Raw genomic sequence first — 20,780 nt, 5'->3', positions numbered from 1 at the left:
GAAGCATGGTGGAGGGGGCCGGCCTCCTGGTGCAGCGCGTGCGGAGGGCCCCCTCCACCACGCCGCTTCGCGTCGCGGTCCCCCTCCCCGTCCCGGGGAGGATTTTGGCAATCAAGCGCTTCATCGTCCTGCTCCCGGCAAATGGCGGATCAGCGCGCTGGTGTCCTGGCGGCCGCCGCCCTGCGCCTGGACTTGGGCATAGAACTGGTCGACCAGCGCCGTGATCGGCAGCGACAGCCCGTGCTCCGCGCCTTCGCCTAGCGCGATCGCCAGGTCCTTGCGCATCCAGTCGACCGCGAAGCCGAAGTCGAACTGCCCCGCGGCCATCGTCTGCCAGCGGTTCTCCATCTGCCAGCTTTGCGCCGCGCCGCCGGAAATCGCCTCCAGCACTTTGTCCATGTCGAGCCCGGCCGCCTGCGCCACCCGGACCCCTTCGGACAGGCCGGCGAGAACCCCGGCGATGCACACCTGGTTCACCGCCTTGGTCGCCTGGCCGGAGCCGGGCCCGCCGACATGGACGATGCGGGCGCCATAAGTCTCCATCACGGGGCGGGCGCTGTCGACGGCCTCAGCCTCGCCGCCGCACATGATGGCCAACTTGCCGCTCTCCGCGCCAGCCTGTCCGCCCGAGACCGGCGCGTCCAGCGCCAGGATCCCGCGCTCCGCCGCGCTCTCGGCGATGCGGCGGGCAATGGCGGGGGAGACGGTGGTGTGATCGATGAACAGCGTGCCTTTGGCCATTGCCGCCAGCGCGCCCCCGTCGCCGAGCACGACTTCGGCGAGATCGTTGTCGTTGCCGACGCAAGTGACGACTACGTCCTGCCCCGCTGCCGCCTCGACCGGCGTGCCGGCGGCGGCTACGTCGAGCCCTTCGGCGCGGTGCTTCTCCGTCCAGGCCGCAGCGCGCGACGCGGTGCGGTTGTAGACGGTGACCGTGTGCCCGGCGCGGGCGAGGTGGCCGGCCATCGGCGCTCCCATCACGCCGAGGCCGAGAAAGGCGATACGCTTGGGTTCGTTCATGCGCGCTTCCTGCCGCCTTGGGCGCGCCAAAGCAATCGTTGCGCTCACAGGGTTTCCCTTGGCGCGAAATTTACGTTAGGCCGCGCCCCGGATCGACGAGGGCCCATGGACGAGAGCAAGACAGCCGAGCAGCAGCTGACGTTGGGCGATGTGCGCGCCGCGGCGCAGCGCATCGAGGGCGCGGTAGTGCGCACGCCGACGATGCACAGCATCACCCTGTCCAAGATCACCGGCGCCGAGATCTGGCTGAAGTTCGAAAACCAGCAGTTCACCGCGGCCTACAAGGAACGCGGGGCGCTCAACGCGCTGCTGATGATGGACCCGGAACAGCGCAGCCGCGGCGTGATCGCCGCATCGGCCGGCAACCACTCCCAGGGCCTCAGCTATCACGGCACCCGCCTTGGCGCGCCGGTCACGATCATCATGCCCAAGACCACGCCGATGGTGAAGGTCATGCAGACCGAGCAGGTCGGCGGCAAAGTCCAGCTCGAAGGCGAGACCTTCGACGAGGCTTATGCTTATGCGCGGAGCATGGAGAAGCAGCTCGGGCTGACGTTCGTTCACCCGTTCGACGATCCGAACGTGGCGGCCGGCCAGGGCACGGTTGCGCTGGAGATGCTCGCCGACGCGCCGGAGATCGAAACCCTCGTCGTCCCGATCGGCGGCGGCGGCCTGATCTCTGGCATGGCTACGGTGGCCAAGGCGCTCAACCCGGACATCGAGGTGATCGGCGTCCAGGCGGAGCTGTTTCCTTCGATGTACGGCCGGATCAAGGGCTCTGCCCTGCCGTGCGGCGGGGACACGCTTGCGGAAGGCATTGCCGTCAAGGAACCGGGCGAGTTCACTTCGCAGATCATCGCCCGCCTGGTCGACGACATCGTGCTGGTGGGCGAGCCGGACCTCGAAACCGCGGTGTCGCTGCTGCTGCAGATCGAAAAGACCGTGGTCGAAGGCGCCGGCGCGGCCGGACTTGCAGCCATGCTTGCCCATCCGGAGCGGTTCGCCGGCAAGAAAGTCGGCCTGGTTCTGTGCGGCGGCAATATCGACACGCGCCTGCTGGCCAACGTGCTGCTGCGCGATCTCGCGCGGGTAGGCCGTCTGGCCCGCCTGCGCATCACCCTGCAGGATCGCCCCGGCGCTTTGTACAAGGTCATGCACGAGTTCGACGCGCACAGCGTCAACATCCTCGAGATCTACCACCAGCGGATCTTCACCGACCTTCCCGCGAAAGGCCTGGTGACCGACATCGAGTGCGAGGCACGCGACCGGGCGCAGCTGGAGAAGCTGATCGCCGCGCTGCGGGCGAAAGGCTACGCGGTCAGCCAGGTCGAGCTGAACTGATCGGCGGAAGTGCCCTGAAACGGGGCGATTTGCTGCCTGCGGCTCGGCTCGGCGAAAATTAGCCCTGCAAGTGTGGGAAATTGCGGTTAAGACTCTTTAACGATTTGAGTACCGGGAGCATACCGGTGCTTGGATCGTTTTGTCCCTGTCGCTTTAGAGAGGACCGCCAGCGCCGTGACGGCTCCCGTTCGTTTCCCCCGCTTCTTCGTCACGAGCCCTGCGCCGTGCCCGTACCTGAGAGGGAAGACGGAGCGGAAGGTGTTCACCGAGCTCAAGGGTCCCCATGCGGAAGAGCTGAACGACGCGCTCGGCCGGATCGGCTTCCGCCGCAGCCAGACCGTCGCCTATCGGCCCAGCTGCCTCGATTGCCGCGCCTGCGTCTCGGTGCGGGTCGTCGCCGGCGAGTTCACGCCCTCTTCGGGCCAACGCCGCAACATGAAGCGCAATGCGGACCTGGAGGTGACCGAATGCCGCCCCTGGGCGACGTCGGAACAGTTCGAATTGCTGCAGCGCTATCTTGGCGCCCGTCACCCGGGCGGCGGCATGGCGGCGATGGACGAGATCGATTACGCCGACATGGTGGAACATACTTCCGTTTCCAGCTTTGTCGTTGAATATAGGGAGCCCTCGGTTGACGGGAGGCCGGGTCGCCTGGTGGGCGCCTGCCTCACAGACCGCCAGGGGGATGGGTTGTCGATGATCTACAGCTTCTACGACCCGGAACATGAGGCGCGTACGGGGCTTGGGAACTACATCATCCTCGATCACATCAAGCGCGCGGCCGAAGGCGGACTTCCCTACGTCTATCTTGGATATTGGGTCGAAGGCTCGCAGCGGATGCAGTACAAGGTCCGCTATCGCCCGCTCGAACGCCTTGGACCAGACGGCTGGCGCCGCTTCAGCGAACAGCAGCAGGCCGCGCTCATCGCCGCTGCAGCGGAGCAGCGCGGCGCCGTCCCCGCCGTCGATGGCGGCACCAAGGACGGCACTCCCGGCGGGCAGCAGCAGTACAAGATCGCCTGACGCGCGCCTGCGCCGCGCCATGCGCCGTTTCCTTGCCGCCCTGTCGGCTTCCGCGGTTCTGGCTTATCCCTTGGCCGCGCAGGACCGCAGCACCGTTCCAGAGCTCGAGGACCTGATCCCGGATTCGGCGCTCGACAACCCCGAGGACTGGGCTCAGCAAGGCGTTCCGCCGGAAGCCTCCGCAGCCGAGAATGCACCGGCGGAGCTGGAGCCGAGCGATCCGCTGGCCGAAATGCCGCTGGTGGACGTGCCCTGGCCCGAGGAACTCGAGCTTCCCCAGGTCGAACCGCTTGCACCGGAAGAGGGCATCGTCTTCGCCGATGCCACCGAGCAGCTCCCCGCGTTGCCCGAGGGCGCCGAACAGCGCGTGTCCGACGAACTCGTGCTGGTGTTCCCCACCGAAGCCGCTCTGTTCCCCCAGCGCGACGAGTTCATCGAGCGCTTCCGCGAGCTTTCGACCGTGGAGGAGTACGACGACGAGAACAGCGCGGCGCGGCTCGCGGCGCAGGCGCGTGCCGACGAAACGCTGCTCCAGCGCATGCTGCGGGTCTACGGCTATTACGACGCGCAAGTGATCCGCACGATCGGCGGGGCCGTGGAAGGGGAGGCGGCGCGCAGCACCGCGCCCGAAGTCCGCTTCGACATCATCCCCGGCCCGCGTTACACGTTCGGGGCGATCGACCTCGGCTCCCTGGAAGCGGCGCGGGCGGATTACGCCGCGCTGCGCGAGGCGTTCGAAATCCAGCCAGGCGATCCGGTGCTGTCCGACAAGATCGTCGAGGAGCGGGCCGATCTCGACCTCGCGCTCGGCGAAAGCGGCTACCCGTTCGCCGCCATCGCCGACCCCGATCTGCTGATCGACCACGACCGGCAGGAAGGGGACCTGACGATGCCGGTCACGCCGGGCGGCAAGTACCGCTTCGGCCGGATCACCAGCAACCTGCCGGATTTCATGTCCGGTGAGCATCTCGAGGATATCGCCCGCTTCGAACCTGGCGACTTGTACCAGCGCAGCCTGGAGCTCGACTTACGCCGGGCGATCCAGGCGACCGGTCTGGTCGGCAGCACTCGGCTGACGCTGACCGAGGCGGCGCCCCCGGTCGGGGACGAACCGGGCACCGTCGACGTGGCGGTGGACATGACCAAGGCCCGGCTCAGGACCCTGGCCGGCCGCATCGGCTATGGCACGGGAGAGGGCTTCAAGCTCGAAGGAAGCTGGGAGCACCGCAACCTGTTCCCGCCCGAAGGTGCGCTGCGGGTGCGGGCGATCGCCGGCACGCGCGAGCAGCTGGCCGGCGTCACCTTCCGGCGCAACAACTTCCACGGCCGCGACCAGGTGCTGACGATCGACGCGTTCGCCAGCACGATCGACTACGAGGCTTACGACGCGCGCACGGCCTCCCTCGTGGCGACTTTCGAGCGGGTCAGCACGCTGCTGTTCCAGAAGCCGTTCAGCTGGTCGATCGGGGTCGAGGCGGTCGCCACTGCCGAGCGTGAGGCCGATGCCGAAGGCAACTTCGGGCCGCGCCAGACCTACTTCGTCGGCGCGATCCCCGGCTATGCGCAGTGGGACACTTCGGACGACCTGCTCAATCCGACCAAGGGCTTCCGCCTCGGCACCCGGCTTTCGCCCGAGACCTCCGTCACCAATGGAGAGCAGAGCTTCTACCTGCGCGGGCAGGGCGACGCGAGCTACTACCTCAAGACGAGCGACAGCATGGTGCTGGCCGGGCGGGTCCGGATCGCCAGCATCCCCGGCGCGCCGCTGTCCGCCATCGCGCCTTCGCGCCGGCTCTACGCCGGCGGCGCCAACTCTGTGCGCGGCTACGGCTACCGCGCGATCGGCCCGCACAACGCCGCCGGCGATCCGACCGGCGGCCGCTCGCTGGCCGAAGTCTCGGTCGAAGCGCGCATCCAGACCGGCTTCCTCGATGGGGCGATCGGCATCGTTCCGTTCATCGACGCAGGGACCGTCGGCCCCAGCACCGTGCCGAACTTCGACGAGATCAAGATCGGCGCCGGCATCGGCGTCCGCTACCTGACCGGCTTCGGCCCGCTGCGCTTTGATGTCGGCGTGCCGCTCAACCCGGGTCCGAACGACGGGCCGGTGGCGGTCTACGTCGGCTTGGGGCAGGCGTTCTGATGGCCGGGGAAGAGGCCGTCGTCGAAGGCACGGAAGGAGCGACCGTGCGCTCGGTTCGCCGCCACCCGGCGCGGCGGGCGGCGGTATGGATCGGCCGCCTGCTGGCCCTGTTGCTGGCGCTCATCGCGCTGGCCGTGCTGTTCCTCCACACCGGCTCCGGGCGGCAGTACATCGTGGACCGCATCGCCAGGGTCGCGCCGGCCTCGGGCCTGGCAGTCTCCGTGGGGCGCATCGAAGGGTCGGTCCTCTGGAACGCCACGCTCTACGACGTGGAGTTCCGCGACGCAGAGGGCACGCTGTTCCTGGAAGTGCCCGAGGTCGAGCTCAACTGGCGGCCCTACAAGTTCCTTTACGCCGGCCTCGACGTCCGCTCCCTGGTCCTCCACGACGGCACGCTCTACGCCTCGCCGGAGCTGAACCCCGGCGACCCCGAGGCGCCGATCCTGCCCGATTTTGACATCCGCGTGGACCAGTTCGTGGTCGACGATCTGCGCGTGGTCCCGGGCCTGGCCGGCGAGGAGCGGCTGATCGACTTCCGCGCCAAGGCCGACATCCGCGACGGGCTCGTGTTCCTCGATGCCGACGGCGATCTCGGCGGCGGCGATCACCTGGAGGCGCTGATCAACGTCGAGCCCGACGGCGACAAGTTCGACATCGATTTCGACTACCGCGCGCCCGAAGGCGGCCTCCTGGCCGGCCTGCTCGGGGCCGAGGAGGACCTGCACGCCCGGCTGAAGGGCACGGGATCGTGGGAGCGGTGGGACGGCTCGTTCCTGGCTCTCGGCGCGGGCGAGCGGGTCGCCGCATTCAGGCTGTTCAACCGGGCCGGACGGTACCGCATCTCCGGCCAGGCCTTTCCGGGCGCCTACCTCACCGGCCTGCCGGCGCGGGCGATGGGCGAAGTCGTCTCGCTGGCGGCGATCGGCACTCTGCAGGACAGTGTGCTGCAGGGCACGTTCGCCTTGCGCAGCCGCGGCGTCAGCGCCGATGCGGAAGGCGCCATCGACCTAGCCGAAAACGCCTTCGACGGGGTCGTGCTGGAAGCCAGCCTGGCCGATCCAGAGCTGTTCGGCGAAGGCATGCGGCTCGAGGACGCGGAGATCGCGGCAACTCTCGACGGCCCGTTCCGCGGCCTGCGCGTACCCCACGAACTGCGCATCGGCAGGGCCGACTTCTCCGGCACGGTCTTCTCCGGCTTCTTCCAGCGCGGCGTGCTGAGCTGGGACGGCACGCGCTACACCCTGCCGGTCGATGCGACCGTGGAACGCGTGCAGAGCGGCAACGAACTGCTCGACCCGCGGCTTGTCGGCGGCACGCTGAAGGGAACGGTGCTCCTCACCGGCGATACCCTGCTGTCGGACAGCCTCGCCCTCAGGTTCCCCGGCCTCAGGGCGGACCTTTCCTTGCGCGGCGACATGGCGCGGGGTGCCTATGCCCTGACCGGCCCGGTCGAGGTGCGCGGCCTCGAGCTGGAGAACCTCGGCACGATCGACGCCGGGGCGAAGATCGCGTTCAGAACCGCCAGCGGCGTGCCGTGGACGCTCCAGGCCAATTTCACCGGACGGATGCCGCGGGTCACCAACGCCACGCTGTCTAACCTCGCCGGTGAGAACATCCGCTTCAACGGCGGCGTCCTGATCGGCGCCGGCCGGCCGATCGTCTTCAACCGCACCAGCATCACCGCGAGCAAGCTGACCCTGCTGCTCGACGGGCGCGTGCAAGGCGGGGAGACCACTCTCGCGGGCGCCGGGCGCCATGTCGATTACGGGGCCTTCACCGTCGAAGGCGAGCTGACCGGCGAGGGCCCGCGCGCCGTGCTGGTGTTCGCCGATCCGCTGCCGGCCGCCGGCCTGAAGGACGTGCGTGTCGCGCTCGCCCCGACCGAGGACGGCTTCCGCATCGAAACCTCCGGCGGGTCGATGCTCGGGCCGTTCGACGGCCTGCTTCACCTCTACGCGCCCCCCGGCGGCCCCACGCGCGTCGCCATCGATCGCCTGGAAGTCTGGCAGACGAACGTCACCGGCGAAGTCGTGCTGGGTGAAGGCGCCGTCTCCGGGAATCTGGCGCTCGCGGGCGGCGGCCTGGACGGAACGATCGGTCTTATGCCGCGCAGCGGCGGGCAGGGCTTCGACGTGGATCTGACCGCCAACGACGCCCGCTTCGGCGGCGAGACTCCGCTGGCCATCCGCCGCGCCGACATCGACCTGAGCGGCTTCTTCGCCCAGGGCACCAGCACCGTCCAGGGGACCGTCAGCGCGCAGGGCCTCAGCTACGGCACGCTGTTCGTCGGCCGCCTCGCTGCCGACGCTGCGGTCGTGAACGGACGCGGCACGTTCAACGCCTCGCTCGCCGGGCGCCGGGGCAGCCGCTTCCAGCTGCAGCTGACCGGCGACGTCGCGCCCGAGCGGGTCGCCGTGGCGGCGCGCGGCAGCTACGGCGCGCGGCCGATTTCCATGCCGCGCAGGGCCGTGCTGCTGCGCCAGGACGACGGCAGCTGGCAGCTCCAGCGCACCCAGCTGAACTTCGGCGGCGGCATCGCCATTGCCGAAGGCAACTTCGGCGGCCCCGGCGGTGCGCAAGGCCGGGTCAGCCTGTCCGGCATGCCACTCTCGCTGCTCGACGTGGCGCTTTCCGATCTCGGGCTCGGCGGCACCATCTCGGGCATCGTCGACTTCCAGTCCGGCGCGGGCGGCGTCCCCACGGGCGAGGCGCGGGTCATGGTCGACAACCTCACCCGCTCCGGCCTGCTGCTCACCTCGCGCCCGGTCGATCTCGCGCTCGTCGCGCGGCTCTCGCCCACCCTGGCGCAGGCCCGCGCGGTGATCGAGGAGGAGGGCGAGACCAGGGGCCGGTTCCAGGGCCGCATCGCCGGCATGCCGCGCGACGGCTCCTTGTTCGAGCGCCTGAGCGCCGGCGACCTGTTCGCCCAGCTGCGCTACGAAGGTCCGGCCGATGCGCTGTGGCGGCTCGCCGCGCTCGACACGCTCGACATCACCGGCACGCTGCGCGTCGCCGCCGACGTGCGCGGCTCGCTCATCTCGCCGCGGGTGCGCGGTTCGCTCGCCGGCGACGCGCTCCGGGTGCAGAGCTCGATCACCGGCACCGACGTGCGCCAGGTCCGCGCGCGCGGGCGCTTCTCCGGTTCGCGGCTGCAACTGACCAGCTTCGCGGGAACGGCCCCCAACGGCGGCCGGGTGACCGGTAGCGGCACCGTCGATCTGGCGGACATGGGTCCAGGCCGGGGTCCGCGGATCGATCTCAGGATCGCCGCGCGCAATGCCGAGATCCTCGACATGGCGACGATGGGCGCCACCGTCACCGGGCCGATGCGGATCGTCTCGGACGGCGTCGGCGGAACGGTGGCCGGCCGCCTGGCGGTGAACGAGGCGCGCTGGCGCCTCGGCGGCGCGAGCGGGGCCGAGGAACTGCCCAACATTCGCACGCGCGAGATCAACGTGCCTGCGGACGTGGCGCCGGCGAGAGGGGTCAGCGCACCCTGGCGTTACCTGATCGATGCGGTCGCACGCAGCGGCGTGGAGGTCGACGGCATGGGCCTCGACAGCGAATGGTCCGCCAACATCAGGCTGCGCGGCACGACGGCCGAGCCGCGCATCGGCGGCTCCGCCCGGATCGTGCCGCGCCGCGGCTTCTACTCGTTCGCCGGCTCGCGCTTCGAGATCACGCGCGGTGTCATCGATTTCGACCAGAACTCGCCGCCCGATCCGCAGATCGATCTCGTCGCGGAAACCGAGACCGAGTCCGGCGGGATCGACGTCCAGGTGCAGGTCTCCGGCAATGCCACCCGGCCGGAGATCACCTTCAGTTCGAACCCCTCGCTGCCGCAGGAGGAAATCCTCGCCCAGTTGCTGTTTGGCGGTTCGATCAGCGACCTCTCGGCCACCGATGCCCTGCAGCTCGGTTCGGCCCTGGCCAGCCTCCGCGGCGGCGGCGGCATGGATCCGATCAACCAGCTGCGCAGCGCCATCGGCCTCGACCGGCTGCGCATCGTCGCCGCCGATCCCGCGCTCGACCGCGGCACGGCCCTGGCGCTGGGCAAGCGCTTCGGCCGCCGGTTTTACGCCGAAGTGATCACCGACGGCCGCGGCTACACCGCCACCGAGGTCGAGTTCCGCATCACCAGCTGGCTCTCCCTGCTGGCGACGATCTCCTCGCTCGGCCGCGAGAGCGTCGCGCTGGAATACAGCCGGGACTACTGATCCGGAGCCCCACGGTCACGCGGGCGCCCTTCGACAAGCTCAGGGCGAACGGGAGTGGGGGCGATGAAGAGCGGTGCTAGACTGGAGCCACCATCTCCGTTCGTGGTGAGCTTGTCGAACCACACGCGCGACCAGCTTGGCCTCCAACGGGTTCGGGCGAACGGGTGGTACATGGAGGCTTGCGCGCCACCAAGATCCTCCCCCGGAGGGGGAGGGGGACCGCCGAAGGCGGTGGAGGGGTGTCAACGCCAGCGGTTGCATCCGGCGGCCACACCCCTCCGTCAGCCCCGCGGGCTGCCACACCCCTTGCAGGGGAGGATCGCACGGGAGGATCAGGCGGGCGTGAGGTCCTTCAGCACGCCGTCCAGGGGGATCGCGACGCCATTGCTGGCCCGCAGCGCTTCTCCGGCGATCAGGGCCGAAGAGCCGTCGTCGCTGGTCACGCGGATGCTTTCGCCGTCGCGGCTGAAGCGCAAGGTCTGCTCGCCCATGGTCTCGGCGCGGACGGTGCCGCCCTGGGCGTCGATCGCCGCTCCGATGTCCGCCGGCGTCAGGTAGCCCGGCACGATGTGGTCGCGCAGGATGGCGGCCAGCGCTGCGCGGTGCTCCGTGCCGGCGCCCGCGTCGTGGACTTCGCCAAGCGCGGCGAAGGCGTCGTTGTTGGGGACGAGTATCGTGTAGGACCCGGCTCCGTCGAACACCGGAGCAAGCCCGACATCGCCGAGCGCCTTGGCTGCCGAGGACAAGTTGTCGGCGCCGGCGATCGCCTGCGCCAGGGTCTCGTTCTCGGTCTCCGATCCGGCCTCCTGCCCGGCCTGGCCCTGTTCGGCCTCCTCGGCGCACCCGCCCAGCGCGAGCGTCGCGGCGGCCAAGGCGGTAAGAATGCGCAAGTTCACGAAGTCCATGCGGTGCCCCCTCAACCTGCGATCAATTCGATGGCCGCTCTGACCAGCTGCGTCGTCGGATCGACCTCGTAGATATATCCGTCGTTGTAGCGGTAGGCGGCGTCGGGCCCGTCGGCGTACTGGCTGCGGTACGGGTAGGGCACGTTGTACACGTCGTACCCGGCGGGCATCGGCGCGCCGACGTTGATCGGATTGCCGGTCAGCAGCGCCGCGATCGAGCTGATGACGGAGGTCTGCGGGTCGACCCGGTAGAGCACGTTGTCGGCATAGCGGTATCCGCCGCTCGGCCCGAGATCGTAGTAGTCGACGTAGTAGTCGGGTACCGGCACCGGGTCGTAATAGCTCGGCCACGGATTACCCAGGGCCAGCGCGCCGCCGAGCAGCGGGATGAAGCCGGCCACGCGGTCCCCGTTCAGCCGCAACAGGTGGCCGTCGTCGTAGAGATACCGCCCGTCGCCCAGGCCGCGGAGGCCCCACCAATCCGGGTCGAAGTCGGCGAAGCGGTTGCCCTGCTTGGCCTGTCCCGGGGGAAGGCAGCCGTTGTTCTTCTTGGCAAGTCCAGGGGGGCAGCCGTCGATCAGTCCGCGGCCGGCATCGAGGAAGGCGAACTCGCCACGATCGCGGGGCGCTTCGAAGATGCGCCGGCCATCGTCCAGCACGCGGATACCGCGCGCATCGTCGTCCCTCCGGGCGACGCGGCGATCGTCGTTGCCGCGGTCGGCTTTGGAGGCGGAGTTGCCGCGGTTCTTTTCGCCGGCATCGGCCTTCGCCATGTCCTTGCGGTCGGCTTTTCCTTGGCCGGAAGCGGCCTTTGCGACGTCCTTGCGTTCGGCATTGCCTTGCCCGCGATTGCCTTCGTTGCCGCGCATGGCAGCCTGCTTCGGACCGCTTTCGCCGCGGTCCGCTTTGGCCGCATTGCCCTTGTCCGGCTTGTCGCTCTTGTTCTCGGCTGCCTTCATCGATTGCCCCGCGGCATGCTTGGAGTGATCGACGTCGTTGCCCTTGCCCTGGCTGTTGCCCTGGCCTTGCGCCGCTGCCGCGAAAAGCGCGATGGCAGCGACTCCGGTGATTAAATGTTTCATCTGGGATACTCCTTGTCCGCGAAACCGGGGGGCGACCCTTTAGGTTCCCGTTTTCCGGCGCGATTTCGGGCCGAATTCAGCCGTTTCGGTAGAGCTCGGCCTCGGCTGCCCGGCGGCGGGACAGCCCGTGCAGCACGCGCCCGCCGGCCTTGTTCCAGCGGGCGAACTCGCCCGCCGCAGCATCGTGCCGGCCTTCGCGGTGCAGCCGGGTCAGCGTCGCCCGGCCGATCGCGCCGGTGTTGTAGTGGAACGAGACCAGCGCATCGAACTGCCCTTGCGTCGCCGTGGCGCCGGCCAGCGCCCGCAGGACTTCGCTGGCGTGGCGGGCGATGTCGGCTTCCAGCCGCGCGTCGCATTCCGCCTGGGTCCACACCGTGCCGGGGCCGATACCCGGCCCCGTGGCGCCCCAGCCGATGGTCCACGGCACGCCGCCCGTTCCGGGATCGGGATAGGCTTCGAACCGGCCGTCGGGCCGCGCCTGGGCGCAGCCTTCGAAGCGCTTGATCATCGCGACTCCGGCGGGGCCGACCTGCCGTGGGCATTGCCCTGCGCTGCCGTCCAGCGCCGCCTGAATCGCCTGGTCGAGCGAGACGATCTCGTCCCGCCGAAAGCCGCGCCCGAGCATTGCCCGCACTCTGTCGAAGATGATTTCCCGCCGCATCGTCGCCCCCGCCAAGTCGATCCGGTGGCGGCATGAAGCAGGTTCGAAGCGAATAGGAAAATGGTTTTCGCGGTGGAAAATACCTAGTTGAGTCGACTGGACGGCCGATCGACCGATCCTCCCCTGGGAGGGGAGGTGGCAGCCGGGAGGGCTGACGGAGGGGTGTAACCGCCGGCGGGGACACCCCTGCACTACCCGCTTCGCGGGCGGTCCCCTCCCCTTGCAGGGGAGGATTACCTGCGCACGAAAAAGGGCGCCCGGATCTCTCCGGGCGCCCCTCCTTCTCGGTCGATCGAAGTGCGATCAGCCGCTGTAGTACATGTCGAATTCGACCGGGCTGGGGGTCGTTTCCCAGCGGCTGACTTCTTCCCACTTCAGTTCGAGGTAGGAGTCGATCTGGTCTTTGGTGAACACGTCGCCCTGCAGCAGGAACTCGTTGTCCGCGGCGAGCGATTCGAGCGCTTCGCGCAGGCTGCCGCAGACCGTCGGTACCTCGGCCAGCTCTGCCGGCGGCAGGTCGTATAGGTTCTTGTCCATCGCTTCGCCCGGGTGGATCTTGTTCTGGATCCCGTCGAGGCCGGCCATCAGCAGCGCGGCATAAGCGAGGTAGGGGTTGGCAAGCGCGTCGGGGAAGCGGAACTCGACCCGCTTGGCCTTCTCGCCCGTGCCGTACGGGATGCGGCACGAAGCCGAACGGTTGCGTGCCGAATAGGCCAGCAGCACAGGTGCCTCGAAGCCCGGGACCAGCCGCTTGTAGCTGTTGGTGCCGGGGTTGGTGAAGGCGTTCAGCGCCTTGGCGTGCTTGATGACGCCGCCGATGAAGTACAGGCACATGTCGGACAGCCCGGCATAGCCGTTACCGGCGAACAGCGGCTTGCCGCCGTCCCAGATCGAGAAGTGCGTGTGCATGCCGCTGCCGTTGTCGTTCTTGATCGGCTTCGGCATGAACGTCGCCGTCTTGCCGTAAGCATGGGCGACCTGGTGCACGACGTACTTGTAGATCTGCATGCGGTCGGCGGTCTGCGTCAGCGTGCCAAACGTCAGGCCCAGCTCGTGCTGAGCCGCAGCCACTTCGTGGTGATGCTTGTCGCAGGGCAGGCCCATCTCGAGCATCGTCGCGACCATCTCGCCGCGAATGTCCACGGCGCTGTCGACCGGGGCCACCGGGAAGTAGCCGCCCTTGGCGCGCGGACGGTGCGCCATGTTGCCGCCCTCGATCTCGGTGGCGGTGTTCGTCGGCAGCTCGACATCGTCGATCTGGAAGCCCGAACCGGCGTAGTGATCTTCGAAGCGCACGTCGTCGAACATGAAGAACTCGGCCTCGGGGCCGACATAGACGGTGTCGCCGATGCCGGTGGTCTTGAGGAAGTTCTCGGCCCGCTTGGCGGTCGTGCGCGGATCGCGCGCGTACCAGTCACCGGTCGACGGCTCGACGATGTCGCAGAACACGATCATCATCGGCGTGGCGCTGAACGGATCCATGTAGACCTCGCCCAGGTCCGGCTTCAGGATCATGTCGGATTCGTTGATCACCTTCCAGCCGGCGATCGACGAACCGTCGAACATCAGGCCTTCTTCGAGCTGGTCCTCGTCGAGCGCCGAGGCGACCATCGACAGGTGCTGCCATTTGCCTTTGGGATCGGTGAAGCGAAGATCGACCCACTCGATCTCCTCGTCCTGGATCCGCTTCACGATTTCCTTTGCGGTGGGCATTGTCTTCCTTCCTTGAGCGTAAGTTCTTGATGTTCGTGATGTTCGTAAGTCCGGCCGCGGGCTCGCCGGGCCGGGGATTGCGTCAGATCGCCGCGTCGTCCTTCTCGCCGGTGCGGATGCGCAGCGCGGAATCGATCGTGGAGACGAAGATCTTGCCGTCGCCGATGCGCCCGGTCTGGGCCGCTCCGGCGATCGCCTCGACCACCCGGTCCGACTGGCCGTCGGGCACGACGACCTCCAGCTTCACCTTGGGCAGGAAGTCGACGACATATTCGGCCCCGCGATAGAGTTCGGTATGCCCCTTCTGCCGGCCGAAGCCTTTGGCCTCGGTCACCGTGATGCCCGATACGCCGACTTCGTGCAGCGCTTCCTTCACCTCGTCCAGCTTGAACGGCTTGATGATGGCTTCGATCTTTTTCACGTGACCCCTGCGTGCAAAGCCGGGCCGCAACCCAGAGGGGTGCGGGCCGGACGGTCCGAGTTTTCCCGGCACGCCTTCTTCAAGAATCGTGCCAAGCGTGTGGCGGCTGGGTAAACGCTCCTCGCAGTCCGGGGAAGGGCGGAATCGCAAGATTCTCGCCGTTTCAGCAGCGCTTCCGAAACTTCCGTGCGCGACCAGGCTGCCGGTGCTGCCTGCGAAAAAGGCATGCCTGCCCAAGAAACGGGCACTACAGCCGTAGGCCTGCCGTTTCGTCGAGCCCGGCCATGAGGTTGAGCGACTGCACCGCCGCACCGCTGGCACCTTTGCCCAGGTTGTCGAGCACGGCGACGAGCCGGGCCTGCGATCCGTCGGCCGAGGCGAAGACATGCAGTTCCATGCGGTCCGAAGGCGCGAGCGAACGGCGCAGCAGCAGCTCTCCGTCCGGCTGCTCGCCGATCGAAACGATCGGGCTGCCGGCATAGAAATCGTCGAGACATTCGCGCAGTTCGTCGGCACCTGCAGCCCCGGTCATCGCAGCCAGCGGCAACGGCACTTCCACCACCATGCCCCGGTGCGCCGGGATCACGGCCGGGCTGAACAGCGGCGGCACGGACAGGCCGCAGCGCTCCTGCATTTCCGGCACGTGCTTGTGGCCCAGCGACAGGGCGTATCCGCGCCAGGCGATGTCGCCATCGTCCTCGAACCGGGCGATCAGCGCCTTGCCGCCGCCGGAGTAGCCGGACACGGCGTTGCAGGTGTAGGGCCAGTCGGCGGGCAGTAGCCCGGCGCGCACCAGCGGCGCGACCAGGCCGATGAAGCCGGTCGAATAGCACCCAGGATTGGACACGCGCGTCGCCTCGGCCACGGCTTCGCGCCCCGACACTTCGGGGAAGCCGTAGACCCAGCCGGGGGTAACCCGGTGCGCGGTCGAAGCGTCGATCACGCGGACATTGCTACCCGGTTCGATCAGCGCGACGGCTTCGCGCGCGGCATCATCGGGCAGGCACAGGATCGCGAAGTCGGAGGTGTTGAGCGCTTCCGCGCGGGCGGCGGGGTCCTTGCGCCGGTCATCGCCCAGCACGACGAGCTCGAACTCGGCGCGGCCTTCCAGCCGCTCGGCGATCTCAAGCCCGGTGGTGCCCGCGGCACCATCGATGAATACGCTTCGTGCCATCAGGCGAACGCCTCCAGTCGGTCCAGGTGGACGTAACCGACCGGCCCTTCGAGCGAGAGGCAGCCCCAGGCCCAGTTGCCGGCGACGTCGAGCACTTCGAAGCTGTCGCCCTCCATCAGCGTGCACAGCTCCTCGGCGCCGACCTCGGCTTCGGCGAGCAGCGAGGCTCCGCCGGGCATGACGGTGCGCGGCTGCGGCACGGCGTAATGCGGCACGAAATGCTTCCCGGCCAGGCCGATGTGGGCGAGGTCGCCGCGCAAGGGCAGGCGCCGCGAATCAGGGCGTGCAACAGGGCCGGCAAGGGTGAAGGGCCCTTGCGCATGCCTGTGCCAGGATTGGTTTTCGGACTGGCCGGTCACTTGTCTCTCGTGCTTGGTCGGGGCGGCGCTTAGACCGCGTGCGCTGTCCCGGCAAGCCGCCGGAAGCGGCGATCGTCAGCCGAAGCGATCCTGCACCATCCGCCAGGCCGCACGCAGGCCCAGTGCGGCCCCGCCTTTGGGCCTCCCGGGCTTGGCATTCGGCCGCCAGGCGAACGTGTCGAAATGGGCCCAGTCGATCCCTTCGCCGACGAACTTGTCGAGAAACAGCCCGGCGACGCTGGCTCCGGCGAAGCCGTTGGCGGGCGCGTTGTTGGTGTCGGCGATGTCGGACGCCAGCCACTCGGCGTAGCCCTGGTGCAGCGGTAGGCGCCAGACCGGATCGTCGCTGTCCTTGCCGGCGGCGAGCAGCGCCTCGGCCGTGGCATCCTCGCGCGTGAACAGCGCGGGGAGGTCCGGGCCCAGAGCAACGCGGGCCGCGCCGGTGAGGGTGGCGAAATCGAGCAGGAGCTCCGGCTTGTCCTCACTCGCCAGCGCCAGGGCGTCACCCAGGATCAGGCGCCCTTCGGCATCGGTGTTGCCGATCTCGACGGTCAGCCCCTTGCGGCTCCGCAGCACGTCGCCGGGGCGGAAGGCGTTGCCGGCGATGGCGTTCTCGACCGCCGGCACCAGGCATTGCAGCCGCACCTTAAGGCCCGCGCCCATCACCAGCCCGGCCAGCGCCAGCGCATGGGCGGCCCCGCCCATGTCCTTCTTCATCAGCAGCATGCCCGCCGATGGCTTGATATCGAGCCCGCCCGAATCGAAGCACACGCCTTTGCCGACCAGGGCCAGCTTCGGCGCCTTGGGGTCGCCCCAGGTCAGCTCGATCATCCGCGGCGCATGGCTGCGCGCGGCAGCGCGGCCCACCGCGTGGACCATCGGGAACTCCTGCTCCAGCGCGTCGCCGCGCGTGACCTTCAGCTTGCCGCCGTGCTCCTTGGCCAGCGCCTCGGCCACTGCCTCGAGCTGCGCCGGGCCCATGTCCTCGGCCGGCGTGTTGACGAGGTCCTGCACGAGGCAGACGGCCCGCGCCTCGGCTTCGGCAGCCGCGATGCGGGCCACGTCGCGGGTCAGCAGCACGCGCGGGCCCTGGGCGTCCTTGTCGTCCTTGTAGCGGATGAAGCGGTACTGCGCGGTCTGCCAGCCGTGCAGCGCCTTGCCGGGTTCCCCCTGAGCCCGGCGATAGGTCCCGGCCGGCAGCGCCTCGGCCAGCCTGGCCATGCACCAGCTGGAAAGCTCCTCGGGATCGGCCACGCCGCCGACGGCGAACCAGCTTTCCCCGTCGGGCACGATGCCGACCTGATATCCCGATCCGTCGAACTTCTGCGCCGCCAGCGCCGTGCGCTGCGGCCCGCTCAGCGTCTTCGCCCAGGCTTCGAAGCCGTCCTTGTCGACCAGATGGATGGCGATCGCATCCTGCGCGCGATCCGGCTGGATAAGGTCTTTGATCTCGCTCATAAGCCGCCCCTAGCGCCATTCGCCCGGAGAAATCCAATGCCGTTTCGCCCTCTCTTGCCGCTCGCACTGCTGGCTGTCGCCGCGTGCTCGAACGGTGACGGGACCACGGAAGAGCAACTGCCCGCCGATTCGGCGACCCCCGCTGCAACCGCCACGGCCACGGCGGAGGAAGAAGGCGGCGCCAAGTCGGTCGACGAGGAAAGCGAGCTCTACAGCTTCGAATATTCCTATCCGGCCGAGGCTGGAGAAATCCCCGCGCTGCGCCGGCAGCTCGACGCCGAGCTGGCCGGGCGGAAGAAGGAACTGATCGCCAGCGCCCGCGAGGGCATGGAGCAGGCCGAGGACAGCGGCTTCCCGTACAACGCCTATTCCTTCTCCAAGGAGTGGAAGGTGGTCTCCGACCTGCCGAACTGGCTGAGTCTGTCGGGCGGGTTCTCCTCCTACACCGGCGGTGCCCACGGAATGTACGGCCTCGATTCGCTCGTGTGGGACAAGCAGGTCGGCCGCGGCTTTCCGGCGGCGGAACTGTTCAACTCGACCGAGGCGCTCGACCGCGCGCTCGGCGAGCGCCTGTGCGAAGCGCTCAACCGCGAACGCAAGGAGCGGCGCGGCGAGCCGGTCCCGGAGGGCAGCGACGAGGAGTTCGACCGCTGCGTCGGGGTCGAGGATGCCACGGTCGTGGCCGGTTCCTCGAACGGAAGGACCTTTAACCGCATCACCGTGTGGTTCGGCCCTTACGTCGCGGGTCCCTATGCGGAAGGAAGTTTCGAACTGGAGTTTCCGGTGGACCAGGCGATCCTAGACGCCGTGAAGCCGGCTTTCCGGCCGGCGTTCTCGATCGCGCGCTGAGGGCCTCGCAATCCCGCCGTCGGATCGCTACATGGCGGTGATGACCGAATACCAGCACGTCACCGGCACCGAAACCGTCCTGCGCGACGGCACCATCAAGCTCCACGGGCCCGAGGGCTTCGACGGCATGCGCGCAGCCGGCAGGCTCGCGGCGGAAATCCTCGACGAGATGGCCCTGCGCGTGGAGCCCGGCGTCTCGACCGAGGAGCTCGACCGCGTGGTCCGCGAGATGACGCTCGACGCCGGCGGCGTGCCCGCCACGCTCGGCTACCGCGGCTACACGCATAGCTGCTGCATCTCGATCAACCACGTCGTGTGCCACGGCATCCCATCGGACAAGCGGCTGAAGGACGGCGACATCGTCAACATCGACGTGACCCCGCTGCTCGACGGCTGGCACGGCGATTCCAGCCGCATGTACCTGGTCGGCGACGTCGGGCTGAAGGCCAAGCGGCTGGTCGATGTGACCTACGAGTGCCTGATGATCGGCATCGAGCAGGCGAAGCCGGGCGCGCGACTGGGCGACATCGGCGCGGCGATCCAGGCCCATGCCGAACAGTTCCGCTACGGCGTCGTACGCGAATTCTGCGGCCACGGCCTCGGCCGCCTGTTCCACGATGCGCCCGAAGTGGTCCACGCCGCCAAGGCGGGAACCGGCCCCGAGTTACGGCCCGGCATGTTCATGACGATCGAGCCGATGATCAACCTCGGCAAGGCGCCGGTGAAGCTGCTCAGCGACGGCTGGACCGCAGTCACTCGCGACAAGAGCCTCTCGGCCCAGTTCGAACATTCGATCGGGATTACCGAGGATGGGTGTGAGATCTTTACCGCCAGTCCCAAGGGGTTGGACCGGCCGCCTTACTACTAGGCGACGGCCCTCATCCAAGCTCCGCTAGCTCGCTGCGCTCGCAAGCTGCGCTATCCTTCTCCCACCAGTGGGAGAAGGAATTTCGCTCCGGACCCCAACTTCTTCGCTCACTCGTGAGGAGAGGGAGTTGCTCCGAGCCCTACCTTCTTCTCCCACTGGTGGGAGAAGGAGTTTGCTCCGGGCGCCGACTTCAGACCCTAACTTCTTCTCCCACTGGTGGGAGAAGGATACGAAGGCTTGGCGACTTGTCGCCTAGCCGTAGTTGGATGAGGGGAGGGCCGGCGCGCCTAGCCCCCCTCACCCCTCTCGCACGGCCCTGATCGCCGCCCCCCCGGCGAACGGCGCAATCGCACACAGCAGCAAGCTGATCGCTGCAGTCAGCGCCAGCCCAGCCTCGCCACCCGTCGACAGCGCCCCCGCGCCGAAGATCAGCAGCGGCACAGCCAACGGCACGAGCAGCAATCCGCCCAGCGCTGCCCCACCGCGCAGCGACACCGTCAGCGCGGCGATAATCAGCCCAATAGCAGCGAGGCCGGGCGTACCCGCCAGCAGCCCCAGCTCAACCAGCCGCAGGGTCTCCCCCTCGATCCCGAGCAGCGCCGCGGCGGGCACGGCGGCGATCATCAGCGGCGGCCCGAAGCTCAGCCAGTGGGCGAGCAGGCGCACGGCGACGACAGCCTCTTCAGCGATCCCCCGCAAGGCGAACTGATCAAACAGACCCTGCTCCAAGTCAGGCGCCAGCAGCCGGTCGAGCGGCAGGATCGCCGCGAGCAGCGCGGCGACCCAGATCACTCCGCCGCCGGCGCGCGCCAGCAGCACCGGATCGGGCCCGACCGCGAACGGGAACAGCATCGCCACCGCCAGGAAGAACAGCACCGGCAGGATTGCACCGCCACGGCGCCCGCCGCCGAACATCTGCGCCAGGTCGCGGCGCAGGATGGTCAGGAGCGCGCTCAAGACGCGAACTCCGATAGGTCGAGCTGCCTGAGCCCGGCGAGGGCGAACGGCTGGTGGGATGCGATGACCGCGATGCCGCCGCTCGCGCAGAACGCGGCAGTGTCTTCGAGCAAAGTCGAGGCGGCCGCCGTATCGAGGCCGTTCAGCGGCTCGTCCAGCAGCCGGATCGGCGTGCCTTGCGCCTTCAGCCGGGCAAACGCGGCGCGCTTGCGCTGGCCGGTCGAGAGGAAGCGGACCGGGACGTCGAGCAGGTCGGCGAGGCCGAGGGCGGCAAGTTCCTCGGCCCGGTAACCGCCGCCGTCGACCCGCTTCCAGAAGTCGAACGCCTGGCCGAGGGGCAGGTGCTCGTCGAGCGCAGGGCGTTCGTCGAGCAGCGCGACCGCGCCCGTACGTTCGACTGTCCCCGCGAAGGGCCGGAGCAGCCCCGCCAGGATCCGCAGCAGGCTCGACTTGCCGGTGCCGTTGGGGCCGGCGATCTGCAGGGCGTCGCCGGGCACAAGCGAAAAGCCGAGGCCGCTGAACAGCAGCCGGTCGCCCCGGCGGCAGGCGAGATCGTTCACCGAGAGGCGGCACCCTTCCATCCGCAAGC

General features: G+C 68.7%; 17 protein-coding genes. 6 read left to right on the top strand and 11 right to left on the bottom strand.

The genetic code is table 11. The features are described from left to right. Positions 1–120: 120 nt before the first annotated feature. On the bottom strand, positions 121–1,020 hold the full coding sequence (locus tag GRI75_RS08630; RefSeq protein WP_160746560.1) for an NAD(P)-dependent oxidoreductase: 900 nt from the start codon (positions 1,018–1,020) through the stop codon (positions 121–123). Between the two features lie 105 nt (positions 1,021–1,125). Here GRI75_RS08630 and GRI75_RS08625 point away from each other — a divergent pair, with 105 nt between their 5' ends. The 4 genes from GRI75_RS08625 (at position 1,126) to GRI75_RS08610 (ending at position 9,744) form a co-directional block, all read left to right on the top strand. Continuing rightward, positions 1,126–2,361: a threonine ammonia-lyase gene (locus GRI75_RS08625; protein ID WP_160746559.1), complete on the top strand. Its 1,236-nt coding sequence runs from the start codon at positions 1,126–1,128 to the stop codon at positions 2,359–2,361. Between the two features lie 174 nt (positions 2,362–2,535). Then, entirely contained in the window at positions 2,536–3,384 is an 849-nt protein-coding gene (locus tag GRI75_RS08620) for an arginyltransferase (RefSeq protein WP_160746558.1), read from the top strand. Between the two features lie 19 nt (positions 3,385–3,403). Beyond that, positions 3,404–5,527 carry a BamA/TamA family outer membrane protein gene (locus GRI75_RS08615; RefSeq protein WP_160746557.1) on the top strand — a complete coding sequence of 708 codons (2,124 nt, stop codon included), beginning with the start codon at positions 3,404–3,406 and terminating at the stop codon, positions 5,525–5,527. Next, a complete protein-coding gene (locus tag GRI75_RS08610; RefSeq protein WP_160746556.1) occupies positions 5,527–9,744 on the top strand; it encodes a translocation/assembly module TamB domain-containing protein in 4,218 nt (1,405 codons plus the stop codon). The genes GRI75_RS08615 and GRI75_RS08610 overlap by 1 nt, the downstream gene beginning before the upstream one ends. A gap of 332 nt (positions 9,745–10,076) precedes the next feature. On the opposite strand, the gene GRI75_RS08605 is transcribed toward GRI75_RS08610, so the two are convergent. The 8 genes from GRI75_RS08605 to GRI75_RS08570 form a co-directional block, all read right to left on the bottom strand. Further along, a complete protein-coding gene (locus GRI75_RS08605; RefSeq protein WP_160746555.1) occupies positions 10,077–10,649 on the bottom strand; it encodes a fasciclin domain-containing protein in 573 nt (190 codons plus the stop codon). A gap of 11 nt (positions 10,650–10,660) precedes the next feature. Further along, positions 10,661–11,731 carry a hypothetical protein gene (locus tag GRI75_RS08600; protein WP_160746554.1) on the bottom strand — a complete coding sequence of 357 codons (1,071 nt, stop codon included), beginning with the start codon at positions 11,729–11,731 and terminating at the stop codon, positions 10,661–10,663. Between the two features lie 76 nt (positions 11,732–11,807). Next, a complete protein-coding gene (locus GRI75_RS08595; protein ID WP_160746553.1) occupies positions 11,808–12,392 on the bottom strand; it encodes a lysozyme in 585 nt (194 codons plus the stop codon). A 303-nt stretch (positions 12,393–12,695) separates the two neighbouring features. Further along, on the bottom strand, positions 12,696–14,105 hold the full coding sequence (glnA, locus tag GRI75_RS08590; protein ID WP_160746552.1) for a type I glutamate--ammonia ligase: 1,410 nt from the start codon (positions 14,103–14,105) through the stop codon (positions 12,696–12,698). An 82-nt stretch (positions 14,106–14,187) separates the two neighbouring features. Next, complete coding sequence (locus GRI75_RS08585; protein WP_160746551.1) at positions 14,188–14,526, bottom strand: P-II family nitrogen regulator; 339 nt, start codon at positions 14,524–14,526, stop codon at positions 14,188–14,190. A gap of 247 nt (positions 14,527–14,773) precedes the next feature. Beyond that, a complete protein-coding gene (gene argC / locus GRI75_RS08580; RefSeq protein ID WP_160746550.1) occupies positions 14,774–15,700 on the bottom strand; it encodes an N-acetyl-gamma-glutamyl-phosphate reductase in 927 nt (308 codons plus the stop codon). Beyond that, positions 15,700–15,960, bottom strand: coding sequence for an SH3 domain-containing protein (locus GRI75_RS08575; RefSeq protein ID WP_235911423.1), 261 nt, complete (start codon positions 15,958–15,960; stop codon positions 15,700–15,702). The genes argC and GRI75_RS08575 overlap by 1 nt, the downstream gene beginning before the upstream one ends. A 174-nt stretch (positions 15,961–16,134) precedes the next feature. Continuing rightward, positions 16,135–17,517: a leucyl aminopeptidase family protein gene (locus GRI75_RS08570; protein WP_160746549.1), complete on the bottom strand. Its 1,383-nt coding sequence runs from the start codon at positions 17,515–17,517 to the stop codon at positions 16,135–16,137. Between the two features lie 36 nt (positions 17,518–17,553). On the opposite strand from GRI75_RS08570, the gene GRI75_RS08565 reads away from it, so the two are divergent. Both GRI75_RS08565 and map read left to right on the top strand, forming a co-directional pair. After that, a complete protein-coding gene (locus GRI75_RS08565; protein ID WP_160746548.1) occupies positions 17,554–18,366 on the top strand; it encodes a DUF4163 domain-containing protein in 813 nt (270 codons plus the stop codon). A 40-nt stretch (positions 18,367–18,406) separates the two neighbouring features. Further along, positions 18,407–19,234 carry a type I methionyl aminopeptidase gene (gene map / locus GRI75_RS08560; protein ID WP_160746547.1) on the top strand — a complete coding sequence of 276 codons (828 nt, stop codon included), beginning with the start codon at positions 18,407–18,409 and terminating at the stop codon, positions 19,232–19,234. Between the two features lie 297 nt (positions 19,235–19,531). Here map and GRI75_RS08555 read toward each other — a convergent pair whose 3' ends face one another. Together GRI75_RS08555 and ccmA are read right to left on the bottom strand one after the other, a co-directional pair. Continuing rightward, on the bottom strand, positions 19,532–20,191 hold the full coding sequence (locus GRI75_RS08555) for a heme exporter protein CcmB (RefSeq protein WP_160746546.1): 660 nt from the start codon (positions 20,189–20,191) through the stop codon (positions 19,532–19,534). Next, positions 20,188–20,772: a heme ABC exporter ATP-binding protein CcmA gene (gene ccmA, locus GRI75_RS08550; RefSeq protein WP_160746545.1), complete on the bottom strand. Its 585-nt coding sequence runs from the start codon at positions 20,770–20,772 to the stop codon at positions 20,188–20,190. The genes GRI75_RS08555 and ccmA overlap by 4 nt, the downstream gene beginning before the upstream one ends. Positions 20,773–20,780 lie beyond the last annotated feature (8 nt).

The sequence above is a fragment of the Croceibacterium soli genome (genome assembly GCF_009828065.1).
GTDB lineage: Bacteria > Pseudomonadota > Alphaproteobacteria > Sphingomonadales > Sphingomonadaceae > Croceibacterium_B > Croceibacterium_B soli.
The sequence above is the reverse complement of the archived record's forward strand: the minus strand, read 5'-3'. Positions and strand labels throughout refer to the sequence as shown.

Coding starts and splice junctions, on each gene's coding strand:
- GRI75_RS08630 (WP_160746560.1), bottom strand. CDS start 1,020: ATGAACGAACCCAAGCGTATCGCCTTTCTCGGCCTCGGCGTGATGGGA.
- GRI75_RS08625 (WP_160746559.1), top strand. CDS start 1,126: ATGGACGAGAGCAAGACAGCCGAGCAGCAGCTGACGTTGGGCGATGTG.
- GRI75_RS08615 (WP_160746557.1), top strand. CDS start 3,404: ATGCGCCGTTTCCTTGCCGCCCTGTCGGCTTCCGCGGTTCTGGCTTAT.
- GRI75_RS08610 (WP_160746556.1), top strand. CDS start 5,527: ATGGCCGGGGAAGAGGCCGTCGTCGAAGGCACGGAAGGAGCGACCGTG.
- GRI75_RS08605 (WP_160746555.1), bottom strand. CDS start 10,649: ATGGACTTCGTGAACTTGCGCATTCTTACCGCCTTGGCCGCCGCGACG.
- GRI75_RS08600 (WP_160746554.1), bottom strand. CDS start 11,731: ATGAAACATTTAATCACCGGAGTCGCTGCCATCGCGCTTTTCGCGGCA.
- GRI75_RS08595 (WP_160746553.1), bottom strand. CDS start 12,392: ATGCGGCGGGAAATCATCTTCGACAGAGTGCGGGCAATGCTCGGGCGC.
- glnA (WP_160746552.1), bottom strand. CDS start 14,105: ATGCCCACCGCAAAGGAAATCGTGAAGCGGATCCAGGACGAGGAGATC.
- argC (WP_160746550.1), bottom strand. CDS start 15,700: ATGGCACGAAGCGTATTCATCGATGGTGCCGCGGGCACCACCGGGCTT.
- GRI75_RS08570 (WP_160746549.1), bottom strand. CDS start 17,517: ATGAGCGAGATCAAAGACCTTATCCAGCCGGATCGCGCGCAGGATGCG.
- GRI75_RS08565 (WP_160746548.1), top strand. CDS start 17,554: ATGCCGTTTCGCCCTCTCTTGCCGCTCGCACTGCTGGCTGTCGCCGCG.
- map (WP_160746547.1), top strand. CDS start 18,407: ATGACCGAATACCAGCACGTCACCGGCACCGAAACCGTCCTGCGCGAC.
- ccmA (WP_160746545.1), bottom strand. CDS start 20,772: ATGGAAGGGTGCCGCCTCTCGGTGAACGATCTCGCCTGCCGCCGGGGC.